We start from the raw sequence: 12,949 nt of genomic DNA, 5'->3' as shown, positions 1-12,949 counted from the left end.
GCAAGGGTGCAATATGTCAGCACATGAAAAATACGCTCGAATTAAACAATTAGCGAGCGCACCACCTACCCCCGAAAAAATCTACACCATTAAGACAGGCGAGAACGCAGGCATGAAGCGCAAAGTTAATGCCAAGCCTGAGCGCATCGGACTGTTACCAGTGACCGAAAAAACTATATGGACTTGGGTGCGTGAGGGGAAATTTCCGAAGCCTCTAAAACTCTCAAGCAACGTCACTGTATGGCGCATGTCAGAGGTTGAGGCTTGGATTGAAGAACAAGCCGACATTGTAACGATGGAGGCTTAAACATGAACCACCAAACCCAAGTTTTAGACCACCTCAAACAGGGTAAAACCTTGAGCCAAGCAGAGGCAATACATCACTTTGATTGTTATCGCCTGAGTGCTGTTATTCAGCGTTTACGCCGTTTAGGTCATGACATTGTGACCCACCAAGAGCCGAACTTAAACAACAAAGGTACACACGCTCGATATGAATTAAATGAGATGCAAGCATGAACCCATCTATTTTTAATTTTAATGAACACGGCGTTCGAGTTGCCTTTGATGAAAATGGACAGCCTTTATTTTGCTTGGCTGATGTTTGTAAGGCATTAGATATGCAAAGAGCAAACCCAAGCCGATTTAATTTAAATCCAAAGGGTACACATAGTTTGTGTACCCCTACCACAAGCGGAAATCAATTCATTACTTTCATCAGTGAAGAAAATCTTTACCGCATTGTTTTCCGATCTACCAAAAAAGAAGCATTAAATTTCCAAACTTGGGTATTTAAAGAGGTATTACCAAGCATTCGTAAGACTGGCAGTTATTCAGCGCGACAAACCGCCTATGAAGAATTAAACCGCTTATGTATGCAGGCAAAGACCCAAAAGGCTAAAGGATCATTTCATGGCACTGGATTAGTGAACCATCGTTATTCAATGCGAGATTTAAACCTAAGAATTGAAACATGCAAAAACAATTTGCAGCTAACTTTTGAGGGGTTACACAATGACTGAGCATGTAAACCCTGAGTTTTTCAAAGCCTTTGACCACTATAAAGCCATGATTGAACAGTATGGGGAACACCACCCCATCACTGAACAGGCTTTTATGATGACCTTGCATTACACGCCTGAACACATCAAAGCGGAAATGAATGCCAAAGCCAAAGAATTAAACCTACTACCACCGCCAAGCGGATACACCGATGAGGGCGACCCGATGTATAGCCTTGAAGATATTGCCAAGCATTTTGGTATCAGTTTTGAAGAAGCTGAACAGCAGTTATTGAAAATGATGGACAACCGTCAACAGATCGGGCTATCCAATGACGGCATTTTGATTAATTCAGACATTCATATTAACCGTGTGCAGTAGGTGAAAGTATGAATCAAATAATAGATTTTAAAGCCAAAACTCAAGCCTTAGATGCACTCAGATTTGAGCGTATCTATTTAGATATGAGCAAATTTGCTCACATTTATTCTGACAGTATTTTAAATCCTATGGGGGTATGCCCAAAACTGGATACACCCCTACAATATTTTGAGGCATATAACATGCTGTTTTCAAAGACCAATCCAAAATTGGCTTTACGCTTAAACATGAAAAATAAATCACTTAATATTGCCAACATGCCCAAGTATGGTTATATTTGTCGGGCTTTGAGCAAAATCTCAAAGTTAGCTTTAGCAGGCTATAAATTCTCACTAGGCGTACAGTCCGTAAGGGCTTTTTTTGTACGTAATATCTCTATGCGTCCGCATATTTGTTATGTGGAGCTTGGGAGGGACATCTTTGGATGTGCAGGTAACCTAGTGAGCCTGTCTGCTAACCCTTTCAGGCTTCACACCAATCATTTAGCAGTGATTTGTGAAGCTCCCTTTAATACACTAGGAGCGCATTAATCATGCCTAATCAAATCAATTCTACAAACACGCCTAAAATTTATAATGCTGGTGACATGCATGATTTAGCTTCAATGGCTGAGTGCGATATGGATTGGATGAGTACCGCCCTATCAGATGTGCAACTCAAAGTTAAACAAATCAAAAAAGATTTAATGGCTCGCTATCCAAATGCTGAATACCATTTTTCCGACTTGGAGAAAGTCTTAGAAATGTTTGTATATTTAGCAGAAGATCGTTGCCGTTATCATGAAAAAGAAGCTGAAAGATTCAGAGAAGAATACGAAGCAAATAAAAAGGCGGTGACACTATGAATATCACCACCTCCACCATCAAACCCGATTCGATTCTAGCAAATTGTACGTTGCTTAATCCATCGGATGACACATATTTAAACCACCCCATCATTGAACGCTTTGGCAGCCCATCACAGCCGATCTATGTCGATCAATGCAAGGTAGACATTAACGGCGTGACCTATGAACAGCCTTTGATTCTACCTATCGTCAATGGACAGCTTAAGCTTGTACAATGCGCCGTATTGCAGAATGAACAACGTATTCAAGTCATACCTGATGGTTTAGCAAAAGGCTTTGCTTGCTATGGTGAAATGCAGAAAGATAAACCTGTAATCATCACCCATAACTTAGAGGCATTTTTTAAACTTGCCTCCAGTATTGCCATTGGTTTTGAACCACCATTACAGCCGTTTTCCGTTGTATTGGTGATATTGCCTAACCTATGCAATATCAACCTAACAGAACTCAAAGCCTTTGATTTTGAGCAAATACAATATGTTATTCAGCAGTTATCTAAAGCAGGCTATCAACAGTTATACATGCCTGTTAGACCTGAACAGATGCAGCTTGAGCCATTTAAACAGCTTGAGCAAAACACGGCTGGACGTTTACTAAATCAATATTTGAGATATGGCGAAAATGAGTTTTTCACTGAACTGATTAAAGAAAATGATGCTGCAGAAGCACAGGCATTTATTCATGAGGCAATCAGTCAATTACCTGAACTCGACCCATTACCTAAAGGACATTTAGCCAAGCCATTTCGTTATGGTGATGGTGTATTTCATCTTTTAGACAGTGGTTTGTATTACATTGAACAGACCAAAGATGATGAGTATAGACGCTATATCTCCAGTCCGATTCGAGTATTGGCACAAACAAGGGACACCACCAATAACGCATGGGGTCGCTTGCTTGAATGGTACGATGCTGACGGTGTAAAGCACACACAAGCCTTATCAATGGAGCTATTTCAATCTGATGGTGTGGAACTCCGCAAGGCTTTGGCTTATCAAGGGGTCATCATTGCACCCGATGGCAAAGCAAGGAACTTATTGCAAAGTTATTTGATGAGCTACCCGACCCATACAAGGGCATTATGTGTTGACCGTGTTGGATGGCATGACCATGTATTTGTGTTGCCCAATGAGCAGATCGGACAGCATGAACAGGATGATTTAATTGTTTATCAAACCACACAAGGCATTGATAGTAACTATCAGATCAAAGGCAGTTTAGAACAATGGCAAAGTCATATTTCTATGCCACTTGCTGCTCATTCCAAATTAGTTGTGGCGTTGAGTTCGGCTTTTGCAGGGCAATTACTCACACCACTGGAACAGCAGACAGGTGCAGGCGTTCACTTCAAAGGGCAATCCTCTAAAGGCAAAACCACCGCTTTATATGTCGGTTGTAGTGTATGGGGAAAGCCTAGCCAATATTGCAAAACATGGAAATCAACAGGCAATGCTTTAGAACATACCGCATATATTCACAATGACGGATTCCTCGCCTTAGATGAGATTGGAGAGGTCGCCAATCCTAAAGAATTAGGTAACATTGCCTACATGCTTGCCAATGGTAAAGGCAAAGCAAGGCTAACTAAGGAAATCAAAGCCAAGCCCTCTTATGCTTGGAAAGTCATTTTCCTATCTACAGGTGAAAAGAGCCTGAAAGAAATCATGCAAGAGAACGGACAAAAGACCAAACTAGGGCAAGAAATCCGTTTGATTGATATTGATATAGATCAGTCTGAATATGGTTTATTTGATCAGATCGACTTTGCCGAAGATGGTGCAAAACAATCAAGGGTATTGGTTGAGCGTTCTAATCAGTTCTACGGCGTTGCAGGCATGGCATGGTTGAAATACCTCACCCATGACAAAGACACTGTCATGCAACAGGCTAAACAGCTATTAGAGCAATATCACCGTGAATTAGTAGCAGAACACAATCAAGGTCATATTGTCCGTGTTGCAAATGCCTTTGCCTTGATTGCCGTTGCAGGTGAACTCGCTACACAGGCAGGAATTACAGCGTGGCAAACAGGTACAGCATTCAACGCCGTGAAAGACGTATTCAATGCTTGGGTCAATGACTTTGAATATGTCGGGGACTACCAAACCAAAGAATATATTTTGCATGTTAAGGCATTCTTTGAGGCAAATGAATCAAGTCGTTTTGAATCTATCACCCCTGACCCTGACCAAATCGAAAAGATCATTAACCGTGTGGGGTACTGGAAGATCGAGAACGGCGAAAAATTATTTCTTGTGTTGCCTGAACAATTCAAAAATGAAGTGTGTAAAGGGCATGACAATAGAAAAGTGGCAAAGGCTTTATTGCTTGAGCAACTCTTAGAGCATGACACAGGCAAGACCAGTAAGACAGTTAGAATCCCATCAAAGAAAAATGCCGTTAAGGTTTATGCCGTTAAAGAAGCTATTTTTAGTTGGGAAGCCTAAAAAAGCGAGGTAACAGAGGTAACACAGGTAACAACCTTATAAATAAAGGCTTTGAGGGCGTTACCTATAGTAAAAATGGAGAGGTAACAACAGGTAACAAAGGTAACACGTTAAGAATTTATTAACACTAAGTTTAATTTTTTATCGCTTGTTACCCATGTTACCCCACGTTACCTATTAAAAAATCAGTAGGTAACAGGCTGAAACCCTTTAGTAGCAAGCATGTTACCTATGTTACCCATGTTGCCCCTTAAAAATAGACATTCTGAGAGAATTTAAGAGATTTAGAACAATGCCAAATGTGAACAAAGTTATTTTAATGGGCGTTTTAGGTCGTGACCCTGAAACAAAGAATTTTCCCAATGGTGGCAGTATTACCAATTTCAGCATAGCAACGACTGAGCAATGGAAAGACAAAACCACTGGAGAACGTAAAGAACACACCGAATGGCATCGAATCAGTACCAATAACCGATTGGCAGAGATTGCAGGCAAGTACCTTAAAAAAGGCAGTAAGGTTTATATTGAGGGCAGTTTAAGGACACGGAAATGGAAAGATCAAAGCGGTGCAGATCGGGAGATAGTCGAAGTTCGGGCGGATGTATTGCAGTTGATTTAAAAAAGAAGCTCCTTAAATATGAGGAGCTTTTTAGTATCTGCATGGTCATTTTAACCATTGAGGCTTAACTTGCTGCGATTCTAAATGTGACCAAGTGGATCTATCACTGAAATCATGATGATTGAAAGCTCGTCTTTTTTGACGACCTTAATAAACTACAAAACGTATTTTTGCGCTTTGGTATTAAATCAATCATTTAGTGAAGTGGGATAATTTCATATCACAAAGCTCAATTTTGAGCTTTGCTATGAAAACAATAATTTGATTCTTAATTTAGGTTGACAGACCACAAATCAAAACACGCCCAAAAGAGCCTTAAACGATTACATAGAAAGGCTTTCAGCTATTTTTCATAACATACGTTTCGTCAACCTACGTCAACGTAAATTATTTAAATTTAGCAATACAGCACCTTTGAAATCTACCTTGACAGCAACTCGCCAAAAAATACTATAAAACTCGACCAAACCCTTGTTAGACAAGCATTACAGCTATTTTATTAAAACTGCATTCCATCAAGGTACATCAAGGTAAATAGATTAATTTCGTATCACTACGTATCACAAAATCTTGCATGACAGACCTAATTATATTTCCTTGACAAAGTACTCAGAAAAGCACCTATAGAAACACACTCAAAGTCAAGCTATATAAGGCTTACATCATTTTTCATAAATATTCTTTTTGTCAAAGTATGTCAAAGAAAAAAGTGGTTTTGTCATGCTACGTCAAGCAAGATTCACCAGTAATCAATAAAACAGCACAGCATAAAAACATGAATAGTTTTCTATTTCATCAACGTACATCAACGTAATTTTTTTGTTTTACGAGAAAACCCTATAAATATAGCTCAAGCCTATATACATCAATGCTTACAGTAGCTTTTTAAATATCCCATTCGTAAAACTACGTAAAACAAGATTGATTTAATGACTGGTGCAGTATGGTGGATATGTGCATACCATGAGCGTGTTTTATTTTGCTTTACAGCCTCTATTAATAATTCTTATAAAACTACCCTCTAAGCCATACACACCAATGCTTTCACACACTTTTATAAATTTTCATTTCGTAAAGCTACGTAAAGCAAAAATAGCAAGAACACGCCCTATTAGATTTGAAATCTCAAAGGGTCACATTTCAAATGGCATCCAATACGTTTATTTATTATTCAATTAAAAGTTGTTGTTTTAGGTTTAAAAATTTTATATATATTAGTAATTGTAAGTTATTGAAAACATTATTTAAAAGGGGTAAAAAATGTTTTTAGATATATTAAAATCTTTGTTTTGCGCTCATAAGTATGAGGTAGTGAAAACCCTAGATGGGAAGCAAGTCTATCATTTCGATGCAGTCAGTGAATGGAAATGTCATAAGTGCAATAGAATAACCTACAGTAAACACATGGATAGGCTTAGTTAATGCACTGGTCACATTTCAAATGGCATCCTATATTTAGTCTTACAACCCAATGCTAAAAATCATCTTAACTTATGCTCAAAGCTATATGGTGTAACCTTTACGCCACCTTTGACGAATATTCATTTTGTAAGACTAAATGTAGGTACATGCTATGAGGGTAGTATTTTGATGAGCCATAAATAAAAACAATTAAACGCACCCTATAACCTACATACAGTAAGGTTTACGCTTAATTTGACGGTTATCTATTTCATCAAGAAAACTGGTGTAATTACACCTAATTCAAACCGATAGATATTTTCCTTGATGAGCTATCAATTAAAAATGATATAAAACAGCCTATAAGCTATACGTGGCAAGGTTTAATCCTATTTGATGGTTGTTTGATTTTTTCAAGGAACTTCAAGGAAAACTGTCATTAAGCGAGTTCAAGTCAAGCAACAGGCAAATATGTTGTTACCATCACCGATATGGTTTTAAAGGTATCGAATTCGATAGGTTTAAATAGAGTGAACTTACTGTTATGTGTCATTTCTACTATTCCATCCAAGAAGAATGAAAAAGCACTGCCGATAAATGGTACTGCTATTATCTCATCCTCCATTTAAGGGAGCAGCTTGGATATACCTGTCCGTCTTTTTTGACGACAAGTTCTTAGGCGGTTGTTTATAGTTGTCATTGCCTACAGATCAAGGCGATTGAACTCACCATTTTAAATGTGAAAAACATAATGAACCCGAACAAGTCACCAGTAGAATAAAATGCACTGGAGCGCATGAGGGATAGCATTCCAACCACTCATTTATTATTCATCAAGTCAAGACCCTCAATTTTTAATTTCGGGCGTATAAAAATATGTTTATAGGTGCGGTCATTTACTAAATGGGTGCTGAGTATTTGAATATCCCCCCTATATCTACACTTGAATATCTATTTTTTGTACAGTAAATAAAAATAATTTTTCCTCATAAAAGAGGGGAGTATAGAACACGATTGGAGGTTAAAATGGAGGTTAAAAAATTAAAGTTATATAAATAATATAATTAAAACAATATCTTATTAAAATAATATATCGCAATCATATGGCGATTTATTAAAACCTATTGTCTTAAAGATATGATTAAGGCTTGATTCTGTAAGGAGTCGAGCCTTATTTGATTTAACTAAGCCAATTTCATTTTATTCTCTAAACTGGGTAACTGTGTATCCTCACCCACCATAAATTTATAATCTGCCAAACTTAACATCTCTAAATCCTCAATGCTATTGCCATAAGCATAAATTTTATCATATTGATCTAGATCATATTTTTCTAAAATTCGGATTTTTTTCTGCTCGCTACTACAATCAAGTGTGGAATAATTCCCCGTATATTTTCCAGCAACGATTTCTGTTTGAGTACAGATCAAATCAATATCTAGTAGATGACAAATGACTTCTAAGTAAATATCGACAGAAGCCGAAACTAAAACAATATGATCACCTTGTTCTTGGTGCTCTAATAACTGTTGATAAATTTTAGCATCAAGTTGTCCTATCAACTGATAGGCATATTCTTCGGCAATATCTTGAATTTCTGAAGCCTTGGCATCTTTAAACATGGCTTTAAATAACTTATTTCGCATTGAGTGTGCTGGGTAAATATTTAAATAATAAGCTTGAATCCAAGGTAAAATTTTAATGCCCTGTTTGACGATGTGACGCTTTTTTAGGGCATAGAAAATGAACCCTGTGAAACTGTCTTTTTTGCACAAGGTTCCATCAAAATCAAATAAAGCTAAGTTCTTATACGTTTTGCGCGTTGCATGCATGTTTCATAGCGTCCATTTACACGACTTGCATACCAGTTGGTATTGTAATCACGACTGAGTTTAGGGCCTGAAATCACCACTTCAGGCATGATTGCATACATTGGCTCTTTGCCTGTTTTCTCTTTATACAGTTTTGAAATAGCAATATAAGTTTGCGTTTTTTCAAAGCCTTTTTCTTTCTCTTTTTTTAGGTCATTACGTAACTGACGCGGTGTTACTAAAATATTATTTTTCGCAAATAAACTGATAATGGTTTTTTCAGTCGTGGTTGTTGCTGCCCGAGGGTTGCCATTTTTATCATAAGAGAGTAAATCACCATCTAAAGCTAAATCAGCATCGGCAAGTTTATCAACCATTTTTTGAAAAGCAGCATTTCGACTTGAATACATACCTGAATTGTAGTCAGCAAAACGATAAATCGCTTTATCATAATCTGCAGGGTATAACATGAGACGATGAATGCCATAATATAAACTGCCATATTCTGTATAGAGGTCATCACGTAATTCATTGGTGCTCATACTACTGCGTTTGTTATCTTTTGCATAATTGATATGGACTTGCATTGAACCCAATGTGGTGATTGGATTCATTTTTTCACCAATATCTTGTCCCACCAATTTTGCTGCACCTGTTAAAGCACTGACATGATAATGCTTGGCCATATACGCAAAAATTTCACGATACAACACGTCTAAGTCTTTTTCAGTTCTGACTTTACGCATTTGTTTGAGATAGTTGTCTTCAGGTGTTGGTTGGGTTTTGAGTACTTGTTCAAAATAAGTGGCAACGGTACCACCAATCGTTTCACCGAGTTTATCTTCAAATTTTTCATTTAAACGCGTTGTGACTTCTTTTACAGCTTTGTCGCCTAAGCCTGGTACAACAGGATTGGCAACAAAATTTGATTCCTGATCAACGACGGCGATCATGGTACAAACATTGTCTTTGGTAGTTGGAATATTGAGTTCTTGGGAAATATCAAACATATCTTTTGCCCAAGACTCACGGTTTTGGACACGATTAGGAATTAATTTTCGGATTTGCTCGCTTTCAAGTTGTGGCTCATCATCGCCAAACCATGAGCCTTTCCCACATGCAATCAGACTGACGGAAATTGATAAGATACTGAAAGATTTAATAAAAGTTTGCGATAAACTGGAATTTTTCATAGCGATGAAAATGCACTCAGAAAGAGATGAGCTAAATAGGTTCTAGCAGTATACTATGTCGAATGAAAAATGTAAGAAAATATATGTATAACAATTTTGAATGAACTCAGAAGCGAAATATGTATTCAAATAAATTTCACATGCGTGATTGTATGAGAAACCAATCTTTAATTTGTATGTATCACATTGAAAAAATAATATCATGGTTTTTATTTAATGATTGCTTCTGCGGTACATGATGCTGTCATCATAAGCACTGAGAACTTTTAAAACTTGCCCATGACTAGTGTGTAAAATCGCTTGTTGATCTGTATAAGTCGTGCCATCTTTGGCTTTTGCTGTTTGGTTTGTAGGAGGGATCAGTAGCCAAGTTTCTTGGTCTTTGAGTAATGGGTGTAGTAATAAACTCAACTCAGTACCTTTCGGGTAGTCAATTCCACCTAAATGCATTTCATTGGCAAGCGTACCATTTTCTATACCCAGCACTTTATGATGTGTATCTAAATAGACTGTAGCCCATTCTAAGGACATATTTTTATAGTGGGTGATTGGATTTTTAATCTGCCACAGATCTCGGGCGATGAAGCCATCGGGATATTTCGGATATTGGCTGCGTTGAATCTCTGCTTGAGCTTGCAAAGTGATGTGTTTCAGTTTGACAGGATGGGCCAAAGCGCAATATTCCAAACCTGAAATATTAGCTTTTTCATCTAAATAGACTTTTATATAATTTTCGAGCTTACATTGCCAACCTTCGACTTGATCTGTGCCTTTACCACGTAAAGTGATTGAACGATCATCAAACATTTCTAACTCAAATCCTCTTGGGATTTGTACATTATCAATTTGAAAATTGCCAAAAGCCACAGGGGTAGGAAAAGTCGCTTCACGAAATGAATTTAAATTGTTGGGTTCGAATAAATACAGCTCTGTGCCTGTAGGCATGGGAATGCCTAAAATGGTTTGTGGTGCAGTCAGCGTTTTATAGGTTGCTTCATGTTCAGTTTGACTTTCACGTTTTGCTGTTTCAACTAAAAAAGCGAGTCCAAACGCAAGCACTACACATAAACAACTACTGACAAATAAAGACTGTATAAAAATATTGCCATTTTTAAGTTTTATACGGCATTGTTTACTGAACACTAGTCCAATGGCAAACAGGCAAAAAACCAAACTGCCAATTGCTGCAACTAGAAAAATCCACAAATATGCAAATGAAAAAGGAATCATAAATAGATGGGCATGATGCAGGAAATCTGATGATCATCCTGCATAGATTTAAGGGATTAATCAAATATTTTATGAATGGCTTGGAAAGGTAAAGTCACCACATCAAATGCGACAGCAAATGGGAATAACATCAGTTTATTTGCAGCATTGCTGCTTGCTTGAGAATAGTCCTTTTCCTGTGTTTGCGTATAAATACTAATGCGATAAGGTTTACTCAAGGCTTTGAAAGAGTCACGGTTGCTTGCAGCAGGGTAGACCACACCTGCGAGTTTAATATCGAAACAAAAACGTTGTGCCTTTAAGCGCTGATCACTTGAGTTGGTACATTCTTCGGCACCATTTTCAATGAAAAACTCTCGGTCAGCTTTGCTGACATCTTCAGCGAGTTTGATATAAGACAGATCCAATGAACCTGAAAAATTTCCATCATTTTTTGCTGAATAAAAGTCGAGGGAACGGGTGACTTGAATGTTTTTCGGGTCAAGGGCTGAGATGACTTTAGCAAATTTTGCACCGCCGTGTGTAAGGACATAGTTATATTGTTGACCCACAATAACAATGCTGTCTTGTGGAATGTTGGGGAGTGTTTGTGCAGGCTTTCCAAAAGCAACAACATAGTCATTAATTAAGACATTTTTAACAGTTTTGGTGCGAATACCATCATCTTTATCAAGAAGGGTTGCTGTTGCACAGCCTGTTAAAATGCTAGATGTGCCAAGTGCAAGTGCAACAAGAGAATTTTGGATCAACTTCATTATTATACTCATCAGTTTGTTCTAACCTATTTATAGCAGCTCATGGTGAATGAAATAAGTTTGAAAGATGCCAAAATTTGCTATAAATAAGCCAGTTTTGAGCATTTTTTATCAATTTCTTGGCAAAAGATATGATTTTGTCTCTGGCTGTTCATATGTTGATTGCATCAAAGTACAATAACGATATTGATGCTTTTGTTTGTCATACGATCTTTTTGTGTGGAAGTAATCAATGATTTTCAAAATTTTTTCAAAGGCTATTCAATCAAATTTTTGATGTCGTTGTGATGTTCCTATGATGCATTTTTATTTTTATGGTGTGAAAGCTTAGGATATTTTAAAACTATTTTTTATTGTGATAGCAGCAATTAAAACCCTGTAGAGACTTAAAAGCATTTTCTATTTTTTAGATGAGGAAAATTGACGTAATCAATCGAAAAAACGAAAATATTCATTGTATTTTTAGGCTAAGATTCTTATCATTGCCTGCTTGTTTGCACGATCAGCGGAATTGAACCTTGAGTAATTTTCTTACCGAACACCTGATACATCGTGATGAAGATTTTATGGTGATCGCAAAACCAGCAGGTATACTCACAGTTCCCGGAAAAACAGCAGATTTACAAGATTGTGTGATCAATCGCTTATTAAAAATAGAACCCAAAACTTTACTGATCCATCGTTTAGATCGTGATACTTCAGGCATTTTAGTGTTTGGACTGTCTAAATGGGGACAAAAATGCATTTCTCGTCAGTTCCAAGAACGTCAAACCTCAAAAATTTATCAAGCTGTTGTGGCTGGACATTTACAAGGTCAAGGGATCATCGATGTCCCTGTGGTGTATGATCCAAGTCGTCCTCCTTTACATATTGCTGACCCTGAGCACAATAAACCTGCCATTACTGAGTGGCAGGCAATAGAACATTTTGAAATACAAGAACAGCCTGTCACGCGTGTCAAATTAACACCGATTACAGGACGTTCTCATCAACTGCGTGTACATTTACAGTTTTTAGGTCACCCCATTATTGGTGACACGTTATATGCAACAGTTGAGCAACAAGCGCTCATGCCACGTCTGTGCCTACACGCAGAACAGCTGCGCTTTCATCATCCTAAAACAGAGGAGCCTGTACAATTTCATTGTCCTGTGCCTTTTTAGGTTGTTTTATTAATCAAGATTGAAAATGCTCATTATTTTAGTGGGCTTTGTGTCAAAAAGTATTGCGTAATGGGGTAAAACTTTGTTCAAATATTCTCCT

Annotated in this window: 12 protein-coding genes and 1 pseudogene; 9 read left to right on the top strand and 4 right to left on the bottom strand. The window is 37.5% G+C overall.

The window, feature by feature from the left end; all coding sequences use genetic code 11:
- The first annotated feature begins 13 nt into the window (after window positions 1-13).
- The 8 genes and pseudogenes from G0028_RS12065 to ssb form a co-directional block, all read left to right on the top strand.
- On the top strand, window positions 14-307 hold the full coding sequence (locus G0028_RS12065) for a helix-turn-helix transcriptional regulator (protein ID WP_180045142.1): 294 nt from the start codon (window positions 14-16) through the stop codon (window positions 305-307).
- A gap of 2 nt (window positions 308-309) precedes the next feature.
- The gene (locus G0028_RS12060; protein ID WP_180045126.1) at window positions 310-519 is read left to right on the top strand and encodes a helix-turn-helix domain-containing protein; all 210 of its coding nucleotides are present in this window, start codon (window positions 310-312) and stop codon (window positions 517-519) included.
- Entirely contained in the window at window positions 516-1,022 is a 507-nt protein-coding gene (locus G0028_RS12055; protein ID WP_180045127.1) for a Bro-N domain-containing protein, read from the top strand. The genes G0028_RS12060 and G0028_RS12055 overlap by 4 nt, the downstream gene beginning before the upstream one ends.
- Window positions 1,015-1,383 carry a hypothetical protein gene (locus G0028_RS12050; RefSeq protein ID WP_180045128.1) on the top strand — a complete coding sequence of 123 codons (369 nt, stop codon included), beginning with the start codon at window positions 1,015-1,017 and terminating at the stop codon, window positions 1,381-1,383. Before G0028_RS12055 ends, G0028_RS12050 begins: the two co-directional genes overlap by 8 nt.
- 227 nt (window positions 1,384-1,610) lie before the next feature.
- On the top strand, window positions 1,611-1,913 hold the full coding sequence (locus tag G0028_RS12045; RefSeq protein WP_180045143.1) for a hypothetical protein: 303 nt from the start codon (window positions 1,611-1,613) through the stop codon (window positions 1,911-1,913).
- A 2-nt stretch (window positions 1,914-1,915) separates the two neighbouring features.
- Window positions 1,916-2,227: a hypothetical protein gene (locus tag G0028_RS12040; protein WP_180045129.1), complete on the top strand. Its 312-nt coding sequence runs from the start codon at window positions 1,916-1,918 to the stop codon at window positions 2,225-2,227.
- Window positions 2,224-4,677 (top strand): DUF927 domain-containing protein, encoded by a 2,454-nt coding sequence (locus tag G0028_RS12035; protein ID WP_194088722.1) that lies wholly within the window; start codon window positions 2,224-2,226, stop codon window positions 4,675-4,677. The genes G0028_RS12040 and G0028_RS12035 overlap by 4 nt, the downstream gene beginning before the upstream one ends.
- Before the next feature lie 292 nt (window positions 4,678-4,969).
- Window positions 4,970-5,293: pseudogene (ssb, locus tag G0028_RS12030) on the top strand (single-stranded DNA-binding protein); the annotation flags it as partial.
- Window positions 5,294-7,881: 2,588 nt separating this feature from the next.
- Here the strand turns inward: ssb and G0028_RS12025 are convergent.
- The 4 genes from G0028_RS12025 to G0028_RS12010 all read right to left on the bottom strand — a co-directional run bounded on the left by G0028_RS12025 (window position 7,882) and on the right by G0028_RS12010 (window position 11,686).
- The gene (locus G0028_RS12025; RefSeq protein WP_180045132.1) at window positions 7,882-8,529 is read right to left on the bottom strand and encodes an HAD-IB family hydrolase; all 648 of its coding nucleotides are present in this window, start codon (window positions 8,527-8,529) and stop codon (window positions 7,882-7,884) included.
- A complete protein-coding gene (locus G0028_RS12020) occupies window positions 8,496-9,701 on the bottom strand; it encodes a DUF1615 family protein (protein ID WP_180045133.1) in 1,206 nt (401 codons plus the stop codon). Before G0028_RS12020 ends, G0028_RS12025 begins: the two co-directional genes overlap by 34 nt.
- A gap of 213 nt (window positions 9,702-9,914) precedes the next feature.
- Window positions 9,915-10,931, bottom strand: a complete 1,017-nt coding sequence (locus G0028_RS12015) for a YccF domain-containing protein (protein ID WP_180045134.1) — start codon at window positions 10,929-10,931, stop codon at window positions 9,915-9,917.
- Window positions 10,932-10,987: 56 nt separating this feature from the next.
- The gene (locus G0028_RS12010; protein ID WP_180045135.1) at window positions 10,988-11,686 is read right to left on the bottom strand and encodes a hypothetical protein; all 699 of its coding nucleotides are present in this window, start codon (window positions 11,684-11,686) and stop codon (window positions 10,988-10,990) included.
- 518 nt (window positions 11,687-12,204) lie between these two features.
- On the opposite strand from G0028_RS12010, the gene G0028_RS12005 reads away from it, so the two are divergent.
- Window positions 12,205-12,849: an RluA family pseudouridine synthase gene (locus G0028_RS12005; RefSeq protein WP_180045136.1), complete on the top strand. Its 645-nt coding sequence runs from the start codon at window positions 12,205-12,207 to the stop codon at window positions 12,847-12,849.
- Window positions 12,850-12,949 lie beyond the last annotated feature (100 nt).

Source organism: Acinetobacter piscicola (assembly GCF_015218165.1).
GTDB lineage: Bacteria > Pseudomonadota > Gammaproteobacteria > Pseudomonadales > Moraxellaceae > Acinetobacter > Acinetobacter piscicola_A.
The sequence above is the reverse complement of the archived record's forward strand: the minus strand, read 5'-3'. Positions and strand labels throughout refer to the sequence as shown.

Bases quoted from the DNA above. Each gene is read 5' to 3' on its own strand.
- G0028_RS12060 (WP_180045126.1), top strand. From the start codon at position 310: ATGAACCACCAAACCCAAGTTTTAGACCACCTCAAACAGGGTAAAACC.
- G0028_RS12035 (WP_194088722.1), top strand. From the start codon at position 2,224: ATGAATATCACCACCTCCACCATCAAACCCGATTCGATTCTAGCAAAT.
- G0028_RS12015 (WP_180045134.1), bottom strand. From the start codon at position 10,931: ATGATTCCTTTTTCATTTGCATATTTGTGGATTTTTCTAGTTGCAGCA.
- G0028_RS12020 (WP_180045133.1), bottom strand. From the start codon at position 9,701: ATGAAAAATTCCAGTTTATCGCAAACTTTTATTAAATCTTTCAGTATC.
- G0028_RS12045 (WP_180045143.1), top strand. From the start codon at position 1,611: ATGAAAAATAAATCACTTAATATTGCCAACATGCCCAAGTATGGTTAT.
- G0028_RS12055 (WP_180045127.1), top strand. From the start codon at position 516: ATGAACCCATCTATTTTTAATTTTAATGAACACGGCGTTCGAGTTGCC.
- G0028_RS12040 (WP_180045129.1), top strand. From the start codon at position 1,916: ATGCCTAATCAAATCAATTCTACAAACACGCCTAAAATTTATAATGCT.
- G0028_RS12065 (WP_180045142.1), top strand. From the start codon at position 14: ATGTCAGCACATGAAAAATACGCTCGAATTAAACAATTAGCGAGCGCA.
- G0028_RS12010 (WP_180045135.1), bottom strand. From the start codon at position 11,686: ATGAAGTTGATCCAAAATTCTCTTGTTGCACTTGCACTTGGCACATCT.
- G0028_RS12025 (WP_180045132.1), bottom strand. From the start codon at position 8,529: ATGCATGCAACGCGCAAAACGTATAAGAACTTAGCTTTATTTGATTTT.
- G0028_RS12050 (WP_180045128.1), top strand. From the start codon at position 1,015: ATGACTGAGCATGTAAACCCTGAGTTTTTCAAAGCCTTTGACCACTAT.